Origin of the sequence: Microcystis panniformis FACHB-1757 (genome assembly GCF_001264245.1) — a bacterium.
Taxonomy (GTDB): Bacteria; Cyanobacteriota; Cyanobacteriia; order Cyanobacteriales; family Microcystaceae; genus Microcystis; species Microcystis panniformis.
Map to the genome: position 1 here is coordinate 3583367 of NZ_CP011339.1, position 20675 is coordinate 3604041.

At 43.3% G+C, this 20675-nt stretch carries 19 protein-coding genes and 1 pseudogene; 10 read left to right on the forward strand and 10 right to left on the reverse strand.

Going from position 1 to position 20675, the window contains the following annotated elements:
* Nucleotides 1–13 precede the first annotated feature (13 nt).
* On the reverse strand, nt 14–769 hold the full coding sequence (locus VL20_RS17255) for a tetratricopeptide repeat protein (RefSeq protein ID WP_052277237.1): 756 nt from the start codon (nt 767–769) through the stop codon (nt 14–16).
* Between the two features lie 44 nt (nt 770–813).
* On the opposite strand from VL20_RS17255, the gene nblB reads away from it, so the two are divergent.
* A complete protein-coding gene (gene nblB, locus VL20_RS17260; RefSeq protein WP_052277238.1) occupies nt 814–1479 on the forward strand; it encodes a phycobilisome degradation protein NblB in 666 nt (221 codons plus the stop codon).
* Nucleotides 1480–1552: 73 nt separating this feature from the next.
* Nucleotides 1553–2644, forward strand: coding sequence for a tetratricopeptide repeat protein (locus tag VL20_RS17265; RefSeq protein ID WP_052277239.1), 1092 nt, complete (start codon nt 1553–1555; stop codon nt 2642–2644).
* Nucleotides 2645–2792: 148 nt separating this feature from the next.
* Here the strand turns inward: VL20_RS17265 and VL20_RS17270 are convergent, their stop codons facing one another.
* Both VL20_RS17270 and VL20_RS33815 read right to left on the reverse strand, forming a co-directional pair.
* On the reverse strand, nt 2793–3266 hold the full coding sequence (locus VL20_RS17270; RefSeq protein ID WP_043999281.1) for a DUF29 domain-containing protein: 474 nt from the start codon (nt 3264–3266) through the stop codon (nt 2793–2795).
* Between the two features lie 582 nt (nt 3267–3848).
* Nucleotides 3849–4139, reverse strand: a pseudogene (locus VL20_RS33815) (PEP-CTERM sorting domain-containing protein); the annotation flags it as partial.
* Between the two features lie 342 nt (nt 4140–4481).
* Between VL20_RS33815 and rnc the strand changes: the two are divergent.
* Entirely contained in the window at nt 4482–5159 is a 678-nt protein-coding gene (rnc, locus tag VL20_RS17280; protein ID WP_052278499.1) for a ribonuclease III, read from the forward strand.
* A gap of 19 nt (nt 5160–5178) precedes the next feature.
* On the opposite strand, the gene VL20_RS17285 is transcribed toward rnc, so the two are convergent.
* A complete protein-coding gene (locus VL20_RS17285; protein WP_002789377.1) occupies nt 5179–5958 on the reverse strand; it encodes a Crp/Fnr family transcriptional regulator in 780 nt (259 codons plus the stop codon).
* Between the two features lie 170 nt (nt 5959–6128).
* On the opposite strand from VL20_RS17285, the gene VL20_RS17290 reads away from it, so the two are divergent.
* From VL20_RS17290 to VL20_RS17310, 5 genes are all read left to right on the forward strand, one after another.
* The gene (locus tag VL20_RS17290; RefSeq protein WP_052277240.1) at nt 6129–7172 is read left to right on the forward strand and encodes a sulfate ABC transporter substrate-binding protein; all 1044 of its coding nucleotides are present in this window, start codon (nt 6129–6131) and stop codon (nt 7170–7172) included.
* A gap of 12 nt (nt 7173–7184) precedes the next feature.
* The gene (locus tag VL20_RS17295; protein WP_052277241.1) at nt 7185–7526 is read left to right on the forward strand and encodes an NIL domain-containing protein; all 342 of its coding nucleotides are present in this window, start codon (nt 7185–7187) and stop codon (nt 7524–7526) included.
* A gap of 19 nt (nt 7527–7545) precedes the next feature.
* Nucleotides 7546–8388: a sulfate ABC transporter permease subunit CysT gene (cysT, locus tag VL20_RS17300; protein WP_004159580.1), complete on the forward strand. Its 843-nt coding sequence runs from the start codon at nt 7546–7548 to the stop codon at nt 8386–8388.
* Nucleotides 8389–8429: 41 nt separating this feature from the next.
* On the forward strand, nt 8430–9272 hold the full coding sequence (cysW, locus tag VL20_RS17305) for a sulfate ABC transporter permease subunit CysW (protein ID WP_052277242.1): 843 nt from the start codon (nt 8430–8432) through the stop codon (nt 9270–9272).
* 114 nt (nt 9273–9386) lie between these two features.
* Nucleotides 9387–10427 (forward strand): sulfate/molybdate ABC transporter ATP-binding protein, encoded by a 1041-nt coding sequence (locus VL20_RS17310; protein WP_052277243.1) that lies wholly within the window; start codon nt 9387–9389, stop codon nt 10425–10427.
* Between the two features lie 47 nt (nt 10428–10474).
* On the opposite strand, the gene VL20_RS17315 is transcribed toward VL20_RS17310, so the two are convergent.
* The 6 genes from VL20_RS17315 to VL20_RS17340 all read right to left on the reverse strand — a co-directional run bounded on the left by VL20_RS17315 (nt 10475) and on the right by VL20_RS17340 (nt 18859).
* Nucleotides 10475–11998 carry a class I SAM-dependent DNA methyltransferase gene (locus VL20_RS17315; RefSeq protein WP_052277244.1) on the reverse strand — a complete coding sequence of 508 codons (1524 nt, stop codon included), beginning with the start codon at nt 11996–11998 and terminating at the stop codon, nt 10475–10477.
* Between the two features lie 18 nt (nt 11999–12016).
* Nucleotides 12017–12250, reverse strand: coding sequence for a DUF2283 domain-containing protein (locus VL20_RS17320; RefSeq protein WP_052277245.1), 234 nt, complete (start codon nt 12248–12250; stop codon nt 12017–12019).
* 109 nt (nt 12251–12359) lie between these two features.
* Nucleotides 12360–13589, reverse strand: coding sequence for a restriction endonuclease subunit S (locus tag VL20_RS17325; RefSeq protein WP_052277246.1), 1230 nt, complete (start codon nt 13587–13589; stop codon nt 12360–12362).
* A gap of 170 nt (nt 13590–13759) precedes the next feature.
* A complete protein-coding gene (locus VL20_RS17330; protein WP_052277247.1) occupies nt 13760–15829 on the reverse strand; it encodes a DEAD/DEAH box helicase family protein in 2070 nt (689 codons plus the stop codon).
* Nucleotides 15799–15993: a hypothetical protein gene (locus VL20_RS17335; protein WP_052277248.1), complete on the reverse strand. Its 195-nt coding sequence runs from the start codon at nt 15991–15993 to the stop codon at nt 15799–15801. The genes VL20_RS17330 and VL20_RS17335 overlap by 31 nt, the downstream gene beginning before the upstream one ends.
* 229 nt (nt 15994–16222) lie before the next feature.
* A complete protein-coding gene (locus VL20_RS17340; protein WP_128575244.1) occupies nt 16223–18859 on the reverse strand; it encodes a M1 family metallopeptidase in 2637 nt (878 codons plus the stop codon).
* A gap of 4 nt (nt 18860–18863) precedes the next feature.
* Between VL20_RS17340 and VL20_RS17345 the strand changes: the two genes are divergently transcribed.
* Together VL20_RS17345 and VL20_RS17350 are read left to right on the forward strand one after the other, a co-directional pair.
* Entirely contained in the window at nt 18864–19301 is a 438-nt protein-coding gene (locus tag VL20_RS17345; RefSeq protein WP_052277249.1) for a DUF4079 domain-containing protein, read from the forward strand.
* Nucleotides 19302–19555: 254 nt separating this feature from the next.
* A complete protein-coding gene (locus VL20_RS17350; protein WP_052277250.1) occupies nt 19556–20653 on the forward strand; it encodes a CobW family GTP-binding protein in 1098 nt (365 codons plus the stop codon).
* Nucleotides 20654–20675 lie beyond the last annotated feature (22 nt).

Below are 20675 nucleotides of genomic sequence, written 5' to 3' on the forward strand. Positions count from 1 at the left end.
GGAAATAATAATTTTAAATCTGGGATAGTAACTTTTCGACTAATTTAATTTGCTCCTGACTAAAACCAGCTTCCTTCAGGTGTGCCAGAAACCATTTTTGTCGATAACGACTGTCTAAATTCCTAGCCTTTCTATAGGTATCCTGCGCTTTTTTACTATCACCTTTATCTAAATAAATCATTGCCAAAGCCACAAGAGGATGGGGATTATTTGGCTCTAATTTAACTGCTTTTTTAGCGTTATTAATAGCTGAATCAAAATCTTTGAGGCGATGATAGGCGAGGGATAAATTATAGTAGGCGATTTCATTATCGGGTTTTAAATTAGCGGCTTTAGTATGAGTGACTACGGCTTTTTCAAGATGACCACCGACAAGATAAACAATTCCTAAAGCATTATAAGCAGCCACATGATCGGGAGCAATTTTAATCGTTTCCTCTAGGGTTGTTTGTGCCGCTAAAGGTTGTTTAGCGAGGTGTTGTGTCCAACCTAAAATTACTCTCCCGTCTAGATGATTGGGGTTTAACTGTACCGATTTTTTTAAAGCCTCAATACTTTTGACAAAATCTCCCTGTTGACGATACTGTAATCCCAATTGACGATAACGATTAGCAGCTTTAATGTCTGATGCGGAAATAATCGGACTGGGAGAAGGAGAAATGATTATCTTAGCCGTCGGTTCTTTTTTAATAGGAGAGGGGGGACTACAGCCCCAAAAAACCGGGGAACTAAAGATGATCAAGATAGTCAGGATTCGATAACTATTCATGGGACAATTAATACCAGTCCAATTGTTAAGGGTGTCATCAAATTATGAATTATTCCCCTGAATCCGTGCAACGGCTGCTCGATTCCAATGATTATGGCGATCGCTTATCGGGAGTTAATCAACTGCGTTATTTAGCCCCAGAAATCGCCTTCGAGATGTTACAGCCTTTGATTAACGATAGTAACGCCAGGGTGCGTTATTCGGCGGTAAGTCAGTTAGATATCCTCGGTCGTCAGAATCCTGATCTGGCCTTAACTATTCTACGCGATCGTTTGTTGCATGATCCGGAAGCAGATGTGAAAGCGGCCGCGGCCGATGCGATCGGGGGGTTAAAATTAACGGCAGCCTACGATGATCTGGTGGCTGTCTATCAACAATCCTCCGACTGGTTAATTCAATTTAGCATTGTGGCCGCTTTGGGCGAATTGGGGGAACCCCGGGGCTTTGAACTGCTGGAAATCGCCCTTAACTCCGATAATGAATTGGTAAAAACGGCCGCCGTCAGTGCTTTTGGGGAACTAGGCGACCCTCGCGCCGTCTCTTTACTCGTTCCCTTGGCTAATGATGATGACTGGCAACTGCGCTATCGTCTCGCTCAAGCTTTAGGCCGCTTAGGGGGGCAAGATGCGATCGCTGTTTTGACCCAGTTAACCGGCGACAAGAGCGCCCAAGTCGCCCAAGAGGCCCGCAATAATCTCGTTCAAGGGTGATGCAGAATAGTTGATTTTTGTCAATACCATTTACAATAAATTTTAATTAAGAATCGTTAACAAAGGTAAAGCGATGAAACAATTTACCCGTTTAATCTTGCTCGTCGGTCTTCTCGCGGGGGGCTGTTTCTCTGCATCAATTGCGATCGCTGATAATCCGGCGGGGGCAATCGTGAGCAAGGATTCACAGGTTAACGAACTACTGCGTCAAGCGCGGCAATTGGTCAAAAATGGCAATTATGGGGAAGCTATAGCCATTTACGAGCGGGCGGCAGCCCTTGATGGCAATAATGCCAAAATTTTCTCTGGGATTGGCTTTTTACAAACGCGGCAAGGGGATTATAACGCCGCCGCCCAAGCATACCAAAAAGCTTTAAGTCTCGATCCGAGTAATCCCGACTTTTTCCATGCTCTCGGTTATAGTTTGGCTAATATCGGCGATTATGACAATGCAGCCACCGCTTACTACTACGCTATCCAAATAGAACCGAAAAACGTCCAACACTACCTCGGTTTAGGGGTGGTATTATTACGGCAAAAAAACTATGCAAAAGCGGGCGAAGTTTACCAATGGGTTTTAGCTCTCGACCCCAATAATCAGCAAGCCCACGAAATCATGGGTAAGGCTTTGATTGAACAGAATAAAACCAGCGAAGCCCTCGATTTTCTCCAAAAATCCCTGCAAAGATTCCCTAACAATAGTGAATTAAGATTGCAACTGGCCAGCCTTTTGCTTAAACAGGGCGATTTAAATGGCGGAACCCAAATTTTAAAAGAAATAGAGCGACAAAGTGCCGGAAATTTTTTAATTCAGCTAAAAATAGGGATTTTACTTGAAAAACAAGAGCGTTTTGACGAGGCTCTTCCCTTTTATCGTCGGGCTGTTTTCCTACAACCCCAATCGTTGGAAGCACAAGCGGGAATCGGTCGCATCCATCTGGCCAGAAAAGATTATCTTGCAGCAATTATCGCCTATCAAGATTTGGCCGAAATTGCCCCCAATAACGCCGATGTCTATCTTAATCTCGGTCGGGCCTACGCGGGCCGGGGACGAAAAAGAGAAGCGGAGGAAGCTTTTAAGCAAGCGCGAGCGGTTTATGTGCTGAAAAATAATCAATCCGGCCTGGAGGAAGTGGATGCCCTGCTGAAGAAGTTGCTTGAGTAAAACCAGATCAGTGATCAGTTTTCAGATTTGAGTTTTCAGATTTGAGTTTTCAGATTTGAGTTTTTAGTTCACTGATGCGATCACGGCAAAAAGCTCTTTTCTCCCAACTCTAGCCCAGTCTTAAGGAGTGATTTAGATAGTCAATAGTTTATTCCCAATCGATCGGCAGCCATTGATTATCTAAAACCTGTTCGAGATTAAAAATTATCTGACTGGGTAAACCGCCAGGGGATAAACCCATTTTTTTCCGGACGGCCTCTAAAGCTGTATGGTAGGATGGCTCAAAAATCTCCCGAAGATAGGGCTTTAAACTAGGGCTATCCTCCAGTAAATCTTGAATTTCTGCCCGAAAATTATTGATTTCTCCATTCCAATGATTGCCATTCCGGTCTCTTTCCGATTGCCAGTAAGTTAATTTTAGTAAATGTTCTAGGAGACGAGTTAAAAGACTTTTGAGCGCGTGTCTTTCACTTCTCCCCATCGATTCAATCTCCTCAATTAAGTTGTCTAAATCCACCTCGGCAAACTGGCCTTTTTTTAATTGTTCTGCCGTGGTTTTTAGCCAGAGATAAAAATCTTCTTCGTATAATGTTAGGGTCGCTGTTTCTGTCGCTCTAGTCATGACGGAACTGCCACAGATGAAAAGTAATCGGGATTCTATATTATACAATTTTCAGACTGGTGAGGTACAAAGTCTCTCAAGGCTGAGGACTGACGTTCAAAAAGATCGCACTGCATTGATTGAGTGCGATCGCTTTTAGTGATCGATTTTTAAGTAGCGAATTTCTGAGTCAGATTCCTACTTTAATAATTTGCGCGTCAAAGCCGAACCTGCACCCAAAACACCGATGGCAAGTAAGCCTAAGACGGAAGCTGGCTCAGGAACACGCCCTGTATCAGGACGCTGAAGGTAATCTACAGAAAGAGCCTCAATCAAGAAGGTGTCCCCTGGTGTCTTGGGAATCAAGTTGATAGTCGATTTCAGTGTCCCTAGTACCCCATCATAAACTCCAATTGATGAGTTATAGACATTTGAGACGTAAAAATCGGTACCATCGTAGGCAATACCAGTTGCAGCAGCTGGAGCAGTAATGAAAGCTGCTTGCAGGAGATTGCCATTAGTATCGTAAATATCATAGACACCGCAGGCATCGCAGCGGTTGCTAATTAGTTTGCCATTGAAGTACTCCAGACCATCCATATAGTCGGCGAGTAGTATGGGTAAACGTGGCACTATGCCATAGTCAATAATTTTTTCCGTGGTTGGCTGCAGTTGAATTTTGGCTAAACAATGAAACCAAATTTGACTAACTAAAACTATTAAGGCCCCCCATCCTATCCAGAGGACGGCCAAATAAAAGCCCGATAATTCTAAAACAATTGTACTAACTGTGACAATAAAAAAGCGATCGAGGCGAGGATCGCTGATTTTTTGCTGAAATTGGGCAATTTCTGCCAAGTCCACCGCCGCCATGCGTGCCTGTTCCATACACATCCCCAGGATACCTAGGGCAAGAATGGGAGCGGATAGGTTTTCCGGTGGGAAGATTTGGGAGATTATGCCTAAACTAGCCGGAAAAAACAGATGAACGTAGGTTGGGTTGAAGCATGAAACCCAACGCCCGCATGGGTTACGCTACCGCTAACCCATCCTACAAATAATTGTGCCTCCCTACTTAGGGCAAGAATAGCAGCGGATAGGTTTTCTGGTGAAAAGATTTGGGAGATTATGCCTAAACTAGCCGGAAAAAACCGTAAAAAAAGGATCGTTCGTCTCATCTATTCGGGGTGGGGTCAGATTAAGATAAGAAATGCTCTTGACTTGATCATTTCTGTAATGTCTTGTTTGCCTCCTTTTCAAAATGCTCTCCTTCTCACCCAAGCTTTAACCCATCGTTCCTATGTCAATGAACAGTCCCAATTGACGGAAAATAACGAGCGCCTAGAATTTTTGGGCGATGCGATTTTAGCTTTTTTGGTGGGCGAACTATTGTATCAAAAATATCCCGCCATGAACGAGGCCGAATTAACTCGTTTGCGGTCAAATTTGGTCAAAGAAGAACAATTAGCGCAATTGGGCATTGAAATCGGCCTGGGGGAGTTAATGCGTTTGGGTAAGGGGGCAATTAAAGATCGGGGGCGATCAAATCCTACCCTATTAGCGGACACTTTTGAAGCGATAATTGGGGCTTATTATCTAGATTCGGGGTTAAATGCGGTTAAAAACTATCTGCACGGGCTTTTTATCCCTGTAGCCTCTCATTTAGTCTCTCAACAATCGGAATCGCCATCTTTTATCGATGCCAAAAATCTCTTTCAACAGTGGGCGCTGGCTAATTTCGCCTCTAATCCAGAATATGCGATCATTGATGTTACAGGACCGCCCCACGCTAGGGAATTTACTGCTGAAGTGCGGGTTAATAACCTTCTCTACGGTACAGGTAAAGGTAAACGGAAACAGGATGCCACCAAAGCGGCTGCCGAAGATGCCTTAAAGCGCTGTCAATGGCAATAATAAATAGGGCCAAACCTACTTATCTTAGGGGCCACCAATTAACTTTATCTCTGGTGGCACTGTAAACTTCTTTTAAACCCTCGGCATCCAGTACCCGAATTAAATCCCCCGTCGATTCTGAGGCAATTAATCCCACGGTTTGCAATCCTTTTAATACCTGTTCGACGGTGCGTTGATTGAGTTGACAAGCGCGAGCAATCACATCGACGGATAAATCAAAAGTATAGATATTTTCGGCACTCGGTTGACTGCCTAATTCTCTTTCTTGATAGATTAAAGCTCTCAGTAAAGTGGCTACAGCTTGGGGTGGATAGCTACTGCAATTAAGCAGATGATACTCGAATTTTTGCTGTAATTCAAATAAAAAACAGTACCGTTGACGAAAACTTTCGTTATCGTTGTAAATCTTTTCTAGTGCCGATAAGGGAATTTTCAGGACGTGGGTAGTTTTATAGGATTCCACCAAACAGGGAAAAGCGCGACTGGCTAAACCATAACTAAAGGGTAAACTCCTCATACCAAAACAGCCACCGGGGTAGGTAATGGCAATAATCCGGTCGAGGGGAGTGCTGCGGACGACGATTACACCCTCATCCAAAATCACATACAAAACATCTAGAAATTCATCGGGTAGAAAAGCCGTATAGACGGGACGATTGGAAAATAGCGTCTCTAGCTTGAGATTGTCGGCATCGAGATACTGACTTAACCAAGCTTCCTCTAGTCCGCGAAAGAGAAAACTCTGGTTAATCAGTTGTTGTAGGAGGGTTGTTTTTTTGGCCTTGACGCTCTTGCCCATAGTCTCAAACCTAGATGTAGCACTGATTTTATCTTCTCACAGTTTCCCTTGTTATCGCCTTATTCCCAATTTGTTTTATAAATGTATTGAAATTTTATTTCCTGTGCTGTAAGATTAAAGCAGACCTGAAAACAGATACAACCTCAGAGTAAAGCTTAGGAGTGCCGCCGATGCAGTCATCCCAGTCTTGTTTATCCCTACTCATGGCAACTGTCTTGACGGGAGGAATGCTGGCATCTTGTACCTCATCCCCCACCAATAGCGGCAATGACAGCCAAAAACCCGTGACTGTGACGCTTGTTTCCTATGCTGTTACCCAAAGCGCCTACGAAAAAATCATTCCCAAATTTGTCGAGGAATGGCAACAAAAAACGGGGCAAAAAGTAACTTTTGAACAGAGTTATGGTGGTTCCGGTTCCCAAACTCGCGCCGTTATCGATGGTTTAGAAGCGGATGTGGTAGCGTTGGCTTTAGCTTTGGATACCAAGAAAATTGAGCAAGCGGGATTAATTCAACCCGGTTGGGAAAAAGAAGCTCCTAATGACTCTATTGTTCATAAATCTGTGGTGGCTTTTGTTCCTCGTGATGCCAATATTAAAATTAATCAATGGTCAGATTTAGCCAAGGATAATATTAAAGTTATTACCGCTAATCCCAAGACTTCCGGCGGAGCGCGCTGGAATTTTCTCGCTCTTTGGGGTTCGGTGACGCAAGCGGGAGGCAGTGAACAAGCGGCGGAAACTTTTGTCGAAAAAGTGTTTAAAAATGCGCCAGTTTTACCTAGAGATGCTCGCGAATCTAGTGATGTATTTTTTAAACAAGGTCAGGGAAATGTGCTAATTAATTACGAAAACGAGATGATTCTCGCTAACCAAAAAGGTGAGAAGTTAGCTTATACTGTTCCCACCGATTATAATATTTCTATTGATAATCCCGTGGCGGTTGTTGATGCCAATGTGGATAAAAAGGGTACGAGAAAAGTGGCCGAAGCTTTTGTGCAGTTTTTATTTACCCCAGAGGCACAAAGAGAATTTGCTAAAGTTGGTTTTCGTCCCGTTGAACCGACTATAGTTAAAGAGTTTGAGAGTAAATTTCCTCAGATAAAAAATCTCTTTACCGTGCAGGATTTAGGCGGTTGGGATCAGGTACAAAAGCAATTTTTTGATGATGGAGGCTTGTTCGATAAAATTCTGACTAAAGCTGGTAAATCTTAAAGGAGAAAAACCATGGATAATCAACCTCAATGGCAAACTATTAATCATCCCCAAAGTGACTTACATCTCGATCAATCAGGACTTGATCGCCCCACTTCCCGAAGAATAAAAATTCGGATTCCCAAACAATATGTTAACGAGCCGATTATAGCACGTTTGGGGTCTTTTCCTGGTCTAAAAGTGAATATATTTTCTGCTTTGTTAGCTGCCAATAATAATCAAGATGGCTGGTTCGATCTACAACTGCAAGGCAACTCTCAAGGGATAGAAAATGCCCTTTCCTATCTGGCAGATTTAGATGTAGAAGTTTGGTATGATTCAGCACAAGTTCTTGAAGAAGCGGACAATTGGTAATCTCTAGCAATAATTAACAATGGCTAACCCACAATTATCTTTATCTCCCAGTCAACCCCTGAAAAAAGTTTCTATTCCTTGGGTAATTACCATTAGTTATCTAGTGGTTTTGTTGGTTTTACCGGCGGCGGCACTATTTGCTAAATCCCTAACTCTTGGTTTTGCCGAATTTTGGCGCATTGCCACTTTACCGATTTCTTTATCCGCTTACCAAGTCACTTTTTTTACTTCCTTAATTGCCGGATTAATTGACGGAGTTTTTGGCACTATTATCGCTTGGGTGTTAGTGCGGTATCGATTCCCGGGTAAAAAAATTGTCGATGCTTGTGTAGATTTGCCCTTTGCTTTACCCACTTCTGTTGCCGGTTTAGTCCTAGCCACAGTTTACAGTGATAACGGTTGGCTCGGTCAATTTTTTGCCCCCTTTGGCATTAAGATATCCTTTACCATTTTAGGGGTTTTTGTGGCGATGTTATTTATCGCTTTACCCTTCATTGTCCGCACCTTACAGCCAGTTTTACAGGAAATGGAAAAAGAAGTAGAAGAAGCGGCTTTATCCCTCGGCGCTTCCTCTTGGCAAATCTTCTGGCGAGTTATTTTTCCCACAATACTACCCGCTATTTTAACAGGAGTTGCCCTCGGTTTTGCCAGAGCGATCGGTGAATATGGTTCTGTAGTTATTATCTCCTCTAATATCCCCTTTAAGGATTTAATTGCCCCAGTTTTAATCTTCCAAAGACTAGAGGAATATGATTACACAGGGGCGACAGTAATCGGCATGGTTTTATTACTGGTTTCTTTGTTCATGTTAGTAGTAATTAATTTCCTGCAACAATGGGGGCAAAAATACAGAGTTAAGTAAAGAGTAAAAAACCTTAGAGTATGACTGGAGACAGATCAAAAATGCAGAATCCAAAAGCCTTAACTAAAACGAAAGAATGGGATTACAAACCCCTACTGATTATCATTGCCCTTGTTTATCTTGCCTTCTTGCTTTTTATTCCAGCAGCGGCAGTATTTTACTATGCTTTTCGCAATGGATTCCAAGCTTTTTTAGAAGCGGCGGGAACTTCTGACTTTATCGAAGCGGTAAGATTAACAGTAATTATTGCCCTAATTACTGTACCCTTAAACACAATTTTTGGACTTTGTGCAGCCTGGGTAATTGCTCGCAATCAATTTCGTGGCAAAACGTTATTAATTAGTTTAATTGACTTACCTTTTGCCGTTTCTCCTGTGGTAGCGGGTTTAATGATTGTACTGCTCTATGGGCGCAATGGTTGGTTAGGTTCTTTCCTAGAATTTTTCGATATAAAAATACTTTTTGCTTTACCCGGAATGGTATTAGCAACTATATTTGTTACTATGCCTTTTGTCGCTAGAGAAGTTATCCCAGTCTTAGAAGAAATTGGCTTAGAACAAGAGGAAGCGGGGCGCACTTTAGGGGCAAGTGATTGGCAGATTTTCTGGCGCATCACTTTACCCAATATTCGTTGGGGATTGATGTACGGAGTGCTGTTAACTAATGCCCGGGCGATGGGAGAATTTGGGGCGGTTTCTGTGGTTTCTGGCAGTATTTTAGGGAGAACTGCTACCCTGCCAATTTTCGTAGAACAGGCCTATAAAAATTATCTCACTCCTGCTGCTTTTAGTGCGGCAGCTATCCTAGCTTTACTAGCGGGAGTTACTTTAATCATCAAAGAAATTCTTGAACGTAAAACCGCCCACAAAATTCACACTACATAACTACAAAAAACCTAAAAATTATGAGGGCGTTGGGTTTCATACTTCAACCCAACCTACGTTCGTCTTATATTTAATTCCACCCACCTACTTACTTAACTACAAAAAACCTAAAATATGAGTATTACCATCCAGCAAGTTTCTAAACGTTTCGGCAACTTTCAAGCTTTAGATAATATCAATTTAACCATTCCTGAAGGTAAATTAGTCGCCCTTCTTGGACCATCGGGATCGGGAAAATCCACCTTATTACGTTCAATTGCGGGATTAGAAACTCCCGACAGTGGTGCGATTATTATTAACGGACAAGATACCACCCATCTGGAGCCTAGACGGAGAAATATCGGCTTTGTTTTTCAACATTATGCCCTATTTAAACATTTAACTGTTCGTCAAAATATTGCTTTTGGTCTAGAAATTCGCCAGCAAAAATCGCCAGTAATTAAGAAAAAAGTTGAGGAATTATTAGAATTAATTCAATTACAAGGATTAGGCGATCGCTATCCCGCCCAATTATCGGGAGGACAACGGCAGCGAGTAGCTTTAGCCCGCGCTTTAGCCATTCAACCGAATGTATTATTATTAGATGAACCCTTTGGAGCTTTAGATGCAAAAGTTAGAAAAGAATTAAGGGTATGGCTGAGAAATTTACACGAAGAAGTTCACGTTACCAGTGTTTTTGTTACCCACGATCAAGAGGAAGCAATGGAAGTAGCCGATACGATTGTCGTGATGAATCATGGTAAAATTGAACAGGTGGGTTCTCCCGCCGAAATTTACGATCATCCTGCCACACCTTTTGTGATGCAATTTATTGGGGAAGTGAATATCTTACCCAGTTTAGCAGGATTAGGAAATGGACATCATCCGGGTGATAATTCCACCGTTTTTATCCGTCCCCACGACCTGGAAATTATGCCCGAACAAGATGGTTTGAATAGTTGGGCAGTGGTAAAAAGAGTTATTCATTTAGGCTGGGAAATACAAGTAGAATTAATGTTAGCCGATGGGGAAATGGTGGTGGCTTATCTCAATCGTGAGGAATACAAGCAATTACAGTTACAACCAGAACAAACGGTACATTTAAAACCAAGAAAAGCGACTTTACTCACTGATTTTGACAATAAAAGTGAGAAAGTTATCGATTACTCAATTTAAAAACTCCAGGTTTATTAAAGAGTTTTTCATAAAGCTATAAGTGACCTTCACCGCTGCCACTTTCTCAGCACTGATAGAGTTAGAGCAACTTCTTTACCTTTCTCCTCAATAAAATCTAGCAATTCCTTGGCGGTGCTTTTATCTTCATCTACTTTGGTGTTAAGATTGACAGCTTTGAGGTCAAAGTTTTTGGCTTCGATTTCTTCACGGGTGATTGTCCAACTCCTCTCACTATCTTCTCGGTTGGGTAATAGTTCTATAAACTCCTGAAAGTGATTCATCATCAGGGGTTTGCGCTTGGTAACTTTGACATCGGACAGGTCATAATACCAGATTTTTTCAGTGGGTTTGCCTTTAGTAAAAAAGAGGATGTTAGCTTTAACACCCCCACCGGCAGCCACAAAAGTCCCCGCGGGCAAACTAACGATACACCAGAGATTACAGTCGTTTAATAGTTTTCGTTTGCTCTGGACAAAAGCATTTTCATTGGTGCGAAATAACACCCCTTCATCTAGGACGATGCCGCAGCGTCCCCCCGGTTTCAAACTATCGATAACGTGCTGTAAAAATAGGACTTGAGTGGCACTGGTTTTATAGGCAAATTGTGCCTGTACGGTCCTGTGTTCTTTGCCGCCAAAGGGGGGGTTAGTGAGGATAATATCGAACTGGGGCGGAGCATCTTGGAACAGGTCGCCATAGATGACTTCTCGGTTTAAGGTGTTGCCGTGCCAGAGGTGGGGGTAATCGATGCCGTGTAGGACTAAATTAGCGAGGGCAATGGGGTAGATGAGGTTCTCTTTTTCCCTTCCGTAAAAGGTTTTTAGTTTGATGGTTTCTAGCTGTTCGGGGGTGATGTCATCTGCTAGGAAATCGCGGATGTATTCGTAGGATTGGGCCAGGAATCCGCCCGTACCGCAGCAGGGGTCATAGATGGTTTCTCCTACTTGGGGGGCGATGGCTTTGACCATTGCCCGGATGACTTCTCGGGGGGTAAAGAATTGACCGCCATCGTTGTTTTTTTCTCCCATTTTCAACAGCAATCCCTCGTAAACTTGGGAGATGGGGAAGATGTGGGTAGGGTCAATGTAGTCGATTTCGTGGATTTTATCGAGGATGTCTAACAGGTTGGTTTCGGTGTCGATGCGGACTCGTTCGACACTGGATATGACCTCACTGATAATTTTTTGGCGGGGGGTGGCTTGGGGTTTGTTTTTGAGGCTTTTGAGGTAGGGAATGACTTCTTCATTGACAAAGGGCAGAAATTGACCCATTTGCCCCATTTGCAGGTTAAGGCGGCGGTTGCCTTCAGGGTTGGCCCAATCTCGCCAACGGTAGGGTTCGGGGATGGAATCGGCAAAAGAGTCCCCCACGGCTTCCGCTTCTTCCGCTTCTCGCTGTTCGGTGTCGTCAAGGATTTTGAGGAACAGTAGCCAACTGAGTTCGGGGACGTACTGTAAAGCACCGGCACAGTTGGAACGCCGCATGATGTCGCAGATGCCTTTGATGTAGCTGTTAAGTCCCTGTTGGGTGGTGAAGGTTTTACCGTTGTCGTTGCTGTTTTTTTTAGCCATTGAGTTTACCTAATTTGTCTAACCTGCCAAGCGGAGATTGGCAATGAGGGGGAGTTGGAGTTCGTTTTTTTCTTGCAGTATTTGAGAAAAGAATAGGATTTCTAGGTTTTCGATTTCTTCGGTTTGGGGGTTGACTCTCACAATAATATCATCTCCTAATTCTTCTGATTCTTGTTCGGGATAGGGAGCGCATTTATTGATATAGAGAATGTCTCCCGTTGGGTCATATTTGATAATTAGGTTTTCTGTCATTTAGTAAAATAATAGCGATTTTCTTCTGATTCGGCACGAGGTATGAACAGTATTTGGTTTAAATCTGTCCATGCTTGCTGTGTTTTTTCTATGTCTATTGTTTGCATAACTATAATTCTCCCTTAAAGGCGCGGCGCAATAAGACGGCGGGGAGTTTATTAATGGTGTCGAGTTGCTCTTTTAAGTTCTGTTTCAGTCGTTCCACTTCTTGCATTTGTTCGGTTAGAGTTGAGGCGATTTGTTTTTGTTTTTCAACTGTTGGAAAAGGGCATTCAATATTTGAAATAACTCCTTTTTTAATGTTGGGATCTCTTCGGTTGCCGCTACTATAGTCCATCCATTTAGGTCTAAAATTTAATACCCATGCGTGTAGGAACTCAGGAATAAAAACATTATAGTTTGGCAAAATCGAACAAATTGCTTGATTAGTAACAGCAGGTAAGCCTAAGATTCCAGATTTTCCAATAGTTCCACCACCACCATACATGGCAATCATCACAGAGCCAACTGGCAGCATTTCCCCTCGAATTTCATCAAAAGCAGTTTCAGAAATATATTCTTCTGTTTCTTTAACAACCTCACAATTAAGATCTAAAGTTTTAACCCAAGCTATAGTGCCTTTGAAGCTTGAGGAATTGTTTCGTGAGGGTGTACCACCACTAATAAGACGAGCAATATCCCCTAACTTTCTCCTCTCCCAAGAATTAGCCTCCTCACTTTCAAAAACAGCCCGAAGATAGGCAGCAGGTAAAGCCTTGGCAGCTTCTAACTGTGCTTCTGTTGCTTTTCGTGCCTTTTCTACCGCTTCCATCTGTTCATTAAGAATGGCGGCTATTCGCTTTTGTTCGCTTAGGGGTGGGAGAGGGATTTTTAATGTTTTTAAACTCTCTTGATTAATGTTAGTAATCGTTCCTCTTGTAGATTTATTTACTAAAAAATTACGAATAGCTTCTGAACGGCAATAATAAACAAAATACTCAGGTGATATTTCTGGATTTAGAAATCTAGCACGGATAATAAATCCACAGAAAGTTACAGGCTCAGTATGTCCAGAAAAAAGAGTTGTCCATGCTACTCCTTCTTCTTTAACTGATGATCTAACAAATAAAATGTCATTTGTTTGTAACATATATTCGTTATTAGATTTAATGTCAACTCTATATAGATCATTGACTTCGAGATAAATACCGTTAGGGTACATATTCAAAACATCAACAGTCAATATTCCAGAGCCTTTCTGATTGCTAGTAAAATTAATGCCGTTTTTCAAATCAGCAACATCCCCCAACTTTACCCACTGCCAACCATCGGGCAACTGCCGATCATTTTCCTGACTCATAATAACTCCCTTGCCCAATCATAAACATTCAAATACCAATCCCCAATTAAAAACCCTAAGCGGCAAACAATCTTATCTTAGTTTCCTGTATGATCTCAGAGGGTTTACCTACTAACTTTAACGCCGACAAACCCCCAGCCTTAGTCACTTCCGGCACTTGAAAAATGAGCTTATTTTCTAATCCTTCCGTCCCCGTTAGCAAACTGAGAAGCGATCGCCCTAACTGTTGCCGCCGTTTCTTCTGGCATTTCGCGTAACCAATCCTCCTGTTTATAACTAAAAGCTTCCGCTCTTTCCAGACGAGTCAGACGGTGCAAACCATAACCCAACTCTCCCAAAACATCAAATAAATCGCAAGCTTCCAACTCATCTAGTGTCCTAATTATACTTGCCGATCGCCCCCCATCGGGCAGTATTTGTAATAACCTCCCCCGCTCCTCCGGCTGAACCCAAATTGAACGAAATAAGGTCAAATTAGTCACCTGATTAACCAAGGATTCCGCCAGCCTCTCTCGATACTCTTCTACCGTTATCGGCTTCGTTTCTCCGCCTACCGTCGTCAGAATATAGCGCCCCACCGGAGTAATATTTACCTCGAACCCCTCAACGGAGATAACCTGGCGTTGCTGCCTTTCCTTTGGTTCCGCCGCCGTCCCCTTTTTGGTGGCTAACTTATCGAGAAACTTCTCCCCAAATAAACGGGTAGCATTAGTGTAGTCATACACCCGAAACATTAACTTATTAGTGGGTAGATCCAACCGCGTCCCCCGCCCTACCATTTGATAAAAACTAATGGGAGAATTGACATATTTAAAAAAGACAATATTTCTCACATTGGGGACATCAACACCGGTGGTTAAAAGATCTACCGTCGTCGCGACAAAATGGGAACGGGAACTGCCCTTTAAATCCGGCAAATAGTCATTACCCGAAGATTTGGCCGTACACTTGAAGGCATAATAATCCTTCGGCTTTTCCCCCTTAGCGGCACACCAACGAGCATAGAGATTATTCATCTCAATGGCTACAGCATCAGCATGGCGGTCATTAACACAGAAGATAATCGTTTTCTGTTCCACTTCCCCCGTTGTTAACAAATGATTGAATAAATCCCCCGCCATCGCCATCACACGGTCAGGGAGCAAAATTAACCGCTCATAACTGGTTTTCTCGTACATTTCCCTAATTTCTGCCTCTGGGATGGGCTGTCCCGTGTTGGCATCAAGGGGATTTCTGCTGATGACCTCCTCCACTGTAATGCCCGTGTCATCGAGGTTGATGGCACTCCTAACAATTTCGCAGGCGGCAAGATAGCCATCCTCTATCCCTTGTCCGATGTCGTATTCATAGACGGGTTCGCCAAAATAGGCCATATTATCGGCGGTGATTTGTCTATCGGCTTCTGATTCGGGCGAGTCTTCTGTAAACTCCAATTCCCGGGGAGTTGCCGTCAATCCCACCTGTACCGCCTCACTGTTGCGGGTGAGAACTTGCGACCACTTACCCCATGCGGAACGGTGACACTCATCGATGATGATATGGCTGAAGTAATTTTCTGGGTAATGGGTGGTTAAAAAATTCCCCATGTCCTCTTCCTTGTCCACATTCAGGGTTTGATAGGTGGCAATTAAAACACGGGCATTCTTGTGGGGTTGGTTCTTTTCTACTTCCGCCGCATCGGAACCGAAGGCAATTTGCAAAGCCGCCGCCCCCTGGGTTCTCAACTCATCGCGATCGCAGACAAATAACGCCCGCCGCAACTGTCCGGCATCTGCTATTTTTCGCAGTAGGTTACAGGCAATAAAAGTCTTACCCGCGCCCGTTGCCAGGGTTAGAAGGACTCGCGCCGGGGAGCCTGTTTGCTGGCAGCGGGCAATTTTTTCCAAAGCGGCGCGGATGGCAGCATCTTGGTAGTAACGCCGTCCTCCTTCTCCCCCCTTATAAGGAGTCAGCAGGGGACGGGCGACCTCCTCTGCTAGGCTGAAGCCTAGATACTGCTCGTATCTCCCCCTCAGTTCGGCCGGGGTGGGAAATTGGCTGAGGGGTTGAGGGGGTGAAGTTATATCCGTCGTGCGATCATATTCGACAAAAAGATGACCGTTACAGGAGTACACAAACGGTACATTTAACCCTTTGGCATAGCGTTTAACCTGTTCTAAGCCTTCAGTGGGGGGCGCATCTTCCTTTTTTGCTTCTATTAGGGCGACGGCTAAGGGTTGGCTGTCGCTACTGACGGCCACTCGCAGGGTATAATCAATCCTTCCCTAGCGCGTTCGGCTTCCCCATCGATAATTTGAATGGCCCCCGGGGTTTCTTCTCGCTTGAGACAATCCTCGGTCCATCCTCTTTGATGCAGGACGGGGTCAATTAATTTGGCTCTTGTGTCTGTTTCTCCTAATCCCATGGTTCTCTCAAGACAGTAAACAGATAACTGATAAGTAGCTGGTTATAATTAAATTAAAAATGGATTTTAGGTTCGATCCCCCCTGCCCCCTTGATAAGGGGGGTGCCGGTAGGCGGGGGGATCCCCCCTTAATCCCCCCTTTGATAAGGGGGTGTCTGATAATTTTTAACGCCTACCGACTTAACTGATAACTGATAACTGATAACTGATAACTGATAACTCAGGTTAACTAACTATTTTTCGCCTCTAATTTGGTCAAACGACTTTTAAGTTCCTGATTTTCCTGTTTCATTTTTTCTAATTCCTCGCGAATTTCCTGAATTGCTTTCTCGGAACCCAATTTTTTCTGGACTTTTTGTACTGCTTCCTCGGCTACACGACGGACACGACCATCGGGAGTTCGATCGCTCAAAGCTTGTAAAATAGCGATAGCTTTGGCATTTTCTATCTGTCCTAAAGCGTTACACAGTGCCACCTGCGTCAAGAAAAAAGTTTCCTTGGCAATAGTTTCTAAACGTTCCAAAATTACGGTTAATTTATCCGTGGTTTGTCCCGAAGAAATCGCTCCCAGGGCGCGGATAGCTCCTAATCTCAGGGGTTGAGGCGTGCCTAAAGCCGTGTAGGTCAAAATTGACTCTAAAGCCGCTGGCGAGGTTTTTAACTGGCTTAAACCCCCAATTGCGCCCGCTCTTACTACCTCATTCCACCCCTTTCTTAACTGTAAAATATGATTGAGCAGGTCAATAATTTCCCCTTCTTGATCTTGCAATTGTCCCACGGCCATGGAGCCTAATCCTCGCGCCGCGGCCGCTTCCACATAATAACTAGCATCTCCGGCTTCTAGTAGGGATTTAAGCGCGTTATAACTATCTAAGGTTTTAATTTCACTTAATCCCTCGACCACTGCCCGACGTACTTGTGCTTTTTCATCGTTTAAACCTTTAATTAAAGCAGTAACCGCCTGATCTAAACCAAGAGTCGCTAACTGTTTGACCACCTCCACACGCACCCCCCAAAAAGGCTCATTTTCTAGGGATGTCCCTAAAGCTTCGATCGCTTCTAAACCGCCTTTTTTAGCAATGGCTATGGCTGCATAGATACGGGAAATCGGATCTGGATCCTGTTGTAATTGCGCTTTTAATTCACCGATGGGATACTCAAGAGTGACGGTTTTGAGGAAATTATTACCCCGATCGAACTTGACAAAATCGGGCTTTTGTGCTAGGGGAAAATAGAAAGTTTGTTCTTTTTGGTGAATCCGCAGATTGTAGGTAATATCCTCAGAGTTGAGATAGGCAAAAGCGACGGGAATTTTCAAGTCGAATAGTTCTTTTTTGTCCTGGGTTTGGGTGACAGTTAATTGGGCTAAATTATTCTGATTGTCCCAACTGTAGGCCACCTTATAATCGGGATGACCACCGCGATAAACGTACTGATCAAAGAGGAATAATAAATTGTACCCGGTCGCTTTTTCGATCGCCCGTAATAAGTCCACAGTTTCCACGGTTTTATGGGCATTATCCCGCACAAAAGTCTGAATCGCTTTTCCGAATAAATCTTCCCCTAAAATAGAGCGGATCATGTGATAAACACAAGCACCTTTTTCGTAGAGATGACGATCATAAAGTTCGATCGCTTCTCGATAAACATGAGTAACAATCGGACGACGATAGCGGGAAGTATCTTCTTCTAAATAACTTCTTGCTTCCCCTAATAAATAATAACTACCAGCAGCTTTTCCGTATTCCGATTCTGTCCATAAAACCTCAGAATAGGAGGCCATTCCCTCTTTAATCCAAGCGTGAGACCAGTGTTTAATTACCACTAAATCACCGAACCATTGATGAGCTAATTCATGGGCAACTAAGCTTTCTGTCCAAGTATGATCGATGCTGGCTCTTTGATCAATTAAACAGCGATCGGTTAAAATTGTGGTGGAGGTATTTTCCATCCCACCAAAAATAAAATCATCTACACAAACTTGCGCGTATTTGGGATAGGGATAGGGATAACCAAACTTTTGGCTAAAAAACTCGATCATGCGGGGAGTTTTACCCATACTTCTTTGGCCCTCTTCTTCCCGTCCTTTTTCCACATAATAAGTGACAGGAACACCATTCCATGAGTCGCATAATTCAGCAAAATCTCCCACCGCAAGAGTCATTAAATAGGTGGGATGAATTTGCTTTTGTGACCAGTGATAAATTCTGTCCTCACCAACGGTTGCCACCGAGATTAATTCCCCGTTAGAAATAGCGATATAGGGTTGGGGAATTTTCACCCGAATTTCGGAGGTAGTTAATTGGCCAGGGTAATCAAAACAGGGAAACCAAAAGCGAGAATCTTCATCTTCTCCCTGGGTCCAAACTTGCATCGGTTTATCGGGATAATATTCATCGGGGCCGATAAAATATAACCCCCGTTGTGGTTGCTTAACCTGATAGTTAATCGTCAGGATAATCGGTTTATCGGTGGTGGGTTGTAGCAGATGAATGGTCAGCAGAAAACGATCATAGTCAAAGGGTTGACTGATACCTTCAATGAACACAGAATCAATATTTATATCCACCGCATCCAGAGTTAAACTGCTAATTCCCCGACGAATGGGGGTGAGGGTAATCTGACAGCTGCCCTGAAAACTTTGTCGGGGAATATCAATAATTAAATCGAGAAAAATATGATTAACTTGTCCGGGTCGATCGGGGTTATAATGGGGTTTAGCCCCGGGTAACTCAAAGGGTTGACGCTGATTATTTTCTGTGTCGATGGTGAGATGAGACATATTAGCCCTAACTTGCTGATTTTTGTCCGGTAAACTTAAATTAACACGATCGGTCGTCCCTTTCCTTGCTAATAATAATCCCACCCCTATGAATCTCCCTTCCTTTCTCTGGTTATGGAAAATTGCCGCTTGGTCGATGGGATTTACCCTCTTTGCCTATTTTTTACTAGCGGTTTCGGGGGTAAACATGGGTTATCGACGACTTGCGGGCCAATCTCGACCAAAATGGTTAAGACCCTTTCATCTCCTCAGCGGCCTGATCATGGTTACTTTGGTCTTAATTCTGCTGGGAATCGGATTAGTGGGAACAATCGGTCATTATGGCAGTTTAGGTCACTCTTCCCACCTGATAGCGGGTTTATCGGTGGTTTTTCTGGTTTTTGTTTCGGCAATTAGCGGCCTGAACATTACAACTCATCCACCTCTAGCGCGGTCTCTCCACATCGGCACTAATCTTTTATTGTTTCTGGGTTTTCTTTTTGTTACCCTAACAGGATGGGATGTGGTCCAAAAATATCTACAATAAAAATAGTCGGCGATCGAGTGGAGACTGTTCGATCGAGAAAAACTAGCTAAGTAAGTGGATGTTAAAAATTGTCACATCCCCCCCCCTTATCAAGGGGGAATTAAGGGGGATCCCCCCGCCTATCGGCACCCCCCTTATCAAGGGGGGCAGGGGGGATCAAAGACAAAATCTATCTTCAATTTAATTGAAACCACTTACTTATCTCATCCCGAAAAATCGCTTTTTAGTGACAGAATACTCACCCCCAAATCATTATGCAAACCGTCGAATCACAAGCTATTAACACGATGTCAGTGCCAAAAAAAGGGCTACCGGTAACAATTATTACTGGGTTCCTTGGTAGTGGTAAGACTACTCTACTCAATCATATTCTCAGCAATCAACAGGGATTAAAAACTGCTGTTCTTGTCAATGAATTCGGTGAAATCGGTATCGATAATGAACTGATTATCAGCAGTGATGACAGCATGGTAGAATTAAATAATGGCTGTATTTGCTGCACGATTAACGAGGATTTAATTCAAGCAGTTTATAAAGTTCTCGAACGTCCCGAAAAAATCGATTATTTAGTCGTAGAAACCACAGGATTAGCCGATCCTTTACCAGTAGCTTTAACCTTTTTAGGAACGGAATTACGGGAAATGACTCGTTTAGATTCCATTGTCACTATGGTGGATTGTGCCAATTTTAGTCTCGATTTATTCAACTCGCAAGCGGCCTTAAGTCAAATCACCTACGGTGATATTATTGTTCTCAATAAAACCGATCTAGTGGATGAAGCGGATGTGGATTCTTTAGAAATAAGAATCCGGGACATGAAGCAAGGAGCGAGAATTCTTCGTACTAGCAAAAGTCAAGTCCCTTTACCCTTAATTCTCAGCGTCGGACTATTTGAATCGGATAAATATTTCGACACAGAGGAAGAACACCACGACCATCATCACCACGACCACGATCACGACCATTGCGATCATGATCACCACCACGATCACGATCATGATCATGATCATCACGACCATTCCAATCATTTAGAGGTGGATGGATTTACTTCTATTTCCTTTGCTAGTGACCAACCTTTTTCGATTCGGAAGTTCCAATATTTCCTCGATAATCAGTTACCAGAAAGCGTTTTCCGCGCTAAGGGTATTCTCTGGTTTGATGAAAGTCCTAAACGTCATATTTTTCACCTCAGTGGCAAACGTTTTACTCTCGAAGATGACGAATGGAAAGGTACTCCGAAAAATCAGCTAGTTCTTATCGGTCAAAATCTCGATCATGAAACCCTAAAAGAACAGATTAACAGTTGTCTCATTTTACCTGCTGTCAATCACGGTAAAGGATTTGGGAAATAGATAACCATCTCTTGCGGGGGTG